A 4,966-nucleotide genomic window follows, 5' to 3' on the forward strand; every position below is an offset into this window, starting at 1 on the left:
CTGGCACGCACGCTCGCCGCGTTGTCGGGCTCGCCCCGATACGCCCAGTATCGGGGCGAGCCTCCGCCTTGCGATCGCACGCACCAGACGCCGCCCGGCCCGCCCTACGGGCGGACGACGCTACTTTCGAAACACGCCCTAGCTAGTGCCGGAATCGCTCGCTCAGACGCCGATCTTCTGCTTGACCTGGGCCAGCGAGGGGTTCGTCAGTGTCGAACCGTCCGCGAAGAGCACGGTCGGGACGGTCTGGCTACCCCCGTTGGCCTTCTCGACGAAGGCCGCGGACGCCGGGTCCTGCTCGATGTTGATCTCGTTGTACGTGATGCCTTCGCGGTCCATCTGGCCCTTGAGCCGACGGCAGTAGCCGCACCACGTGGTGCTGTACATCGTCACAGTGCCCGGCATGTTTTTGCGCTCCTCTGTCTTGTTCGTCTCACTCACGAGTGCGGGAACGCCGCCCATGCGCATCCCCGCAGGGAGTGGAACGTACGTGACCTGGTCACCATTCCCGCCGCCGACCCCGCATGAGACCGGCCGGTACAGGGGAGGCGGCGTCGCGGGGCGGGGTGCGCACATCTGCGGCGTTGTCGTCGGTCACCAACTCCCCCATGGCCCGAAAGGCATGGGAGGGCCCCTTCGCGTTGCCTCCCTCCTCCGCCTCGCAGCTGCACGCACCCAGCGCTGCTCCTTCTCCCACCCCCCCCATGTGCCGGTCGGTATTAGTACGACGGATGCTGCTCCCCTGTGGACAACTTCCGCGCCCGCCTCTCCCGACCTGGCAGCATGGCGGGGTGACAGCAGCAACGCATTCCTCCCTTTTCCCGCAGGTCCCCGAGTCGGCGGACGCCGTGCTCGACGGGCTGGACCCCGAGCAGCGCGAGGTCGCCCTGGCCCTGCACGGCCCGGTGTGCGTGCTGGCCGGAGCCGGTACGGGCAAGACGCGAGCGATCACGCACCGCATCGCGTACGGGGTGCGCGCCGGAATACTCCAGCCGACCAGTGTGCTGGCCGTCACGTTCACCAACCGGGCCGCGGGCGAGATGCGGGGTCGGCTCCGTCAGCTCGGCGCAGCCGGGGTGCAGGCGCGGACCTTCCACTCCGCCGCCCTGCGCCAGCTCCAGTACTTCTGGCCGAAAGCAGTCGGTGGCGAGCTGCCGAGGCTGGTGGAGCGCAAGGTCCAGCTGGTCGCTGAGGCTGCCGCCCGCTGCCGCATCCGGCTCGACCGCAACGAGCTGCGGGACGTTACCAGCGAGATCGAGTGGGCGAAGGTCACCCAGACCGTGCCCGCCGACTATCCGGCCGTGGTCGCCAAGTGCCAGCGCGACGCCCCGCGCGACACCGCCGAGATCTCCCAGATCTACGCGATGTACGAGCAGCTGAAGCGCGACCGCTCGGTGATCGACTTCGAGGACGTGCTGCTTCTCACCGTCGCCATCCTCCAGGACCGTCATGACATCGCCGACCATGTCCGCCGCCAGTACCAGCACTTCGTGGTCGACGAGTACCAGGACGTCAGCCCGCTCCAGCAGCGTCTGCTCGACCTCTGGCTGGGCGACCGGGACAGCCTGTGCGTCGTCGGGGACGCCAGCCAGACGATCTACTCCTTCACCGGGGCCACCCCCGAGCACCTGCTGAACTTCCGCACCCGCCACCCGAACGCGACCGTGGTCAAGCTGGTCAGGGACTACCGCTCCACGCCACAGGTGGTCCATCTGGCCAACAGCCTGCTCGGCCAGGCCCGTGGCCGCGCCGCCGAGCACCGGCTCGAACTCGTCTCGCAGCGGGAGAAGGGCCCCGAGCCGGCCTACACGGAGTACGGGGACGAGCCCGCGGAGGCGGAGGGCACCGCCCGCCGGATCCGCGATCTGATCGCTGCCGGCGTCCCGGCCGGGGAGATCGCCGTGCTCTACCGTGTCAACTCCCAGTCCGAGGTCTACGAGCAGGCCCTCTCCGACGCGGGCGTGCCCTACCAGCTGCGCGGCGCGGAGCGCTTCTTCGAGCGCGCGGAGGTGCGGGAAGCGGGCGTCGCCCTGCGCGGTGCGGCGCGCGCCGGGGGGAACGACTCCTTGCTCGACGACGCGGAGGGGCTGCCCTCCCAGGTGCGGGCCGTGCTCTCCACCAAGGGGTGGACCACGGAGCCGCCCGCGGGTTCCGGCGCGATGCGCGACCGCTGGGAGTCTCTCGCCGCGCTGGTCCGGCTGGCCGAGGATCTCGAACAGGCCAGGCCGGGGGCGACGCTCTCCGATCTGGTGGCGGAGCTGGACGAGCGGGCTGCCGCCCAGCACGCCCCGGCGGTCCAGGGAGTCACGCTGGCCTCGCTGCACTCGGCGAAGGGCCTGGAGTGGGACGCCGTGTTCCTGGTCGGGCTGACCGAGGGCATGATGCCGATCACGTACGCCAGGACGGATGAGCAGATCGAAGAGGAGCGCCGCCTGCTGTACGTCGGTGTCACCCGGGCGCGCTTCCATCTCTCGCTGTCATGGTCGCTGTCCCGGTCGCCGGGCAGCCGCGGCGGGCGGCACCCGAGCCGCTTCCTGAACGGAGTGCGTCCCGGCTCGGCGGCGCTCGGCGGGCGTGGCACGGTCGGCGGCGGAGGCATCGAGCGCCCCGCGGTGATCAAGCGCAGGCGTCGTGGCCCCGCGCTGTGCCGGGTCTGCGGCAAGACACTCACCGACGCCGGCGAGATGAAGCTGATGCGCTGTGAGGACTGCCCCTCCGACATGGACGAGGCGCTGTACGAGCGGCTGCGCGACTGGCGGGCGGACCGGGCGAAGGAGATCGGCCAACCCGCCTACTGTGTGTTCACCGACAAGACGTTGATGGCGATCGCGGAGGCGGTGCCGGGCAGCGAGGGCGAACTGGCGGGAATTTCCGGGGTCGGTGTCCGGAAGGTGGACCGGTTCGGAGCCGCCGTGCTGGCCATCTGTGCAGGTGAGGACGCGGTCGAGGGGCTTGGGGAAGACGACGGGGAGGTGTGAGAAAAACTCGTCGAAAAAATAGTTTGCGCCCGCCCCAGTCATCACCATAGGTTCTTAACCACGGGAACAGCGGCTTCTCCGAAGCCCTGGTCCTGTGCTGTACTTATCCGAATACGCAGGACCGGCCCGCCGGTCCACCGAGACGCCGAGAGGAGGCGATTGTCGTGATCAGCATCATCAAGACCAACAAAGTGACCGATCTGTCGGTCGTCTCCGCCTGCTCGCTCGGCCTCGCCTGCTCTTCGGAATTCTCGCTTCGTGGCACCGGTCTGTCCGGCGTTTCCGCCGTCAGCCCGCTGTCCCTGGCGAGCCTCCCCGTGCGGGAGCGCAATGAGCGACCGGCCCAGGCACCGACGGCAGCAGTAGCGAAGGGACAGGCCAAGTCGGCCTATGCCTTTGCGGCAGTCGGTGCCGGAGCCGAGCAGCAGACGACGCACCACCACACGATGTGGGCCTTCCGTGGGCCTGAACCCTGGAGTGATCCAGCCTGATACACCATCAGGCCGGCGCCTTCAGGGCCGCGGAACCCCACTCGGGATCCGCGGCCCTTTTGTTTTGTCCCAACGGACGACACAGCGAAGGCGCCTCGGGACAAGCAGTACCCGGTACCAGCAGCCACCCGGCCGACCGGCCGGAACAACCAGACGAGGACACCACCACCGTGCAACTCGAAGCGCACGCCCCGTCCGTACCGCCTTCCGAAACGATCCCCCCGCCCGGCCTCACGGAGGACTCCACCTTGATCCCCCTCACTGCGCTCACCGCGCTCGACGACGCCATCGAGAACCTCGGCGTGCCCGTCCCCTGCCGTTCCTACGACCCGGAGGTCTTCTTCGCCGAGTCGCCGGCCGATGTCGAGTACGCCAAGTCGCTCTGCCGTACCTGCCCGCTCGTCGAGGCCTGCCTCGCCGGCGCCAAGGAGCGCCGCGAGCCGTGGGGTGTCTGGGGTGGCGAGCTCTTCATCCAGGGCGTCGTCGTCGCTCGCAAGCGGCCGCGTGGCCGTCCGCGCAAGAACCCGGTCGCGGCGTGACCGCCGGCCTGGGAGCCACGGCTCCCAAACCCATGAAGCGCATCGGAACCATCGACCGTCCCCGGACCCACGACCCTCGAAATCAGGCACCAATGACCGTCCCCACGAATGAGCCCATCGGCTCCGCGACACCGAACGTCACGATCATCGGCGCGAACGACTCGCGTCAGAACAGGAACCGCGAAATGCAACTCATCCCAGAAGCCCTGGCACGTGCACATATGCACGACCGCCTGAGGGAAGCCGACGCGGAGCGACGGGCCGTGCGCCTGGTCACCGCTCGGCGGATGCAGCGCCGGGCGGAGCGCGTTTCCATGCGCGCCCGCCGTGCGCTGGCCATGGCGGTCATGCACTAGCGTCCCCCCTGGCAAGCTTTGCCCCCTCGGGCACACGTTGCCGGTCACGGCACTAGCCAGGCCGGAAACCGCAGCACCCGCTGCCGGGCGCCGCTCCGCCCGGCAGCAGCCACTACCCCCTTGTCAGTACCCCTTCCGCGGGGCCGGTCCGCACGGACCGGCCCCGCGGTCGTGCTGTGTGGTGCCGTGCCGCGCAGCGGGGACGGAGTTATCGTCACGGGGTGGAGACTCATCACCCCGCCCAGCCGGGTGCCGAGATTGTGGTGTGCGTCCTGTGCGGCACCACCGCCGACAGTGCGTACGCTCCGCCGACCTGGATCTGCTCCGTGGAGAACGGCAGGCGCCAGTACTTCTGCGACGACTGCGCCCGCACTCACATCAGGGCGATTGAGGGCCGCCTCGATTCGGCCTGGTGGTGACCTGCCCCCCGGGCGCCGAGGCCCGTGCCGGCAGGGTTGGGGTCAGCGGGGACGGCCCTAGGGTGTGTGTCGAAAGTCCCGCCTGCCGGGCGGCGTCTGGCACGCACGCTCGCTGCGTTGTCGGGCTCGCCCCGATACGCCCAGTATCGGGGCGACCCTCCGCCTTGCGATCGCACGCACCAG

General features: G+C 69.6%; 6 protein-coding genes. 5 read left to right on the top strand and 1 reads right to left on the bottom strand.

The genetic code is table 11. The features are described from left to right. Positions 1–162 precede the first annotated feature (162 nt). Positions 163–405: a mycoredoxin gene (locus AB0N06_RS38025; RefSeq protein WP_366139246.1), complete on the bottom strand. Its 243-nt coding sequence runs from the start codon at positions 403–405 to the stop codon at positions 163–165. Between the two features lie 326 nt (positions 406–731). On the opposite strand from AB0N06_RS38025, the gene AB0N06_RS38030 reads away from it, so the two are divergent. The 5 genes from AB0N06_RS38030 (at position 732) to AB0N06_RS38050 (ending at position 4,783) form a co-directional block, all read left to right on the top strand. After that, positions 732–2,978 (top strand): ATP-dependent DNA helicase UvrD2, encoded by a 2,247-nt coding sequence (locus AB0N06_RS38030; protein WP_366139247.1) that lies wholly within the window; start codon positions 732–734, stop codon positions 2,976–2,978. 164 nt (positions 2,979–3,142) lie between these two features. After that, entirely contained in the window at positions 3,143–3,469 is a 327-nt protein-coding gene (locus tag AB0N06_RS38035; protein WP_366139248.1) for a hypothetical protein, read from the top strand. A 170-nt stretch (positions 3,470–3,639) separates the two neighbouring features. Further along, on the top strand, positions 3,640–4,008 hold the full coding sequence (locus tag AB0N06_RS38040; protein ID WP_030915514.1) for a WhiB family transcriptional regulator: 369 nt from the start codon (positions 3,640–3,642) through the stop codon (positions 4,006–4,008). Between the two features lie 32 nt (positions 4,009–4,040). Then, positions 4,041–4,364 (top strand): hypothetical protein, encoded by a 324-nt coding sequence (locus tag AB0N06_RS38045; protein ID WP_366139250.1) that lies wholly within the window; start codon positions 4,041–4,043, stop codon positions 4,362–4,364. Positions 4,365–4,585: 221 nt separating this feature from the next. Next, positions 4,586–4,783, top strand: coding sequence for a hypothetical protein (locus tag AB0N06_RS38050; RefSeq protein WP_366139249.1), 198 nt, complete (start codon positions 4,586–4,588; stop codon positions 4,781–4,783). Positions 4,784–4,966: the final 183 nt, after the last annotated feature.

Origin of the sequence: Streptomyces sp. NPDC051020 (assembly GCF_040683105.1) — a bacterium.
GTDB lineage: Bacteria > Actinomycetota > Actinomycetes > Streptomycetales > Streptomycetaceae > Streptomyces.

What these genes read in the sequence shown, in the direction of transcription:
- AB0N06_RS38025 (WP_366139246.1), bottom strand. Translation starts at nt 405, where the DNA reads ATGCCGGGCACTGTGACGATGTACAGCACCACGTGGTGCGGCTACTGC.
- AB0N06_RS38045 (WP_366139250.1), top strand. Translation starts at nt 4,041, where the DNA reads ATGAAGCGCATCGGAACCATCGACCGTCCCCGGACCCACGACCCTCGA.
- AB0N06_RS38030 (WP_366139247.1), top strand. Translation starts at nt 732, where the DNA reads ATGCTGCTCCCCTGTGGACAACTTCCGCGCCCGCCTCTCCCGACCTGG.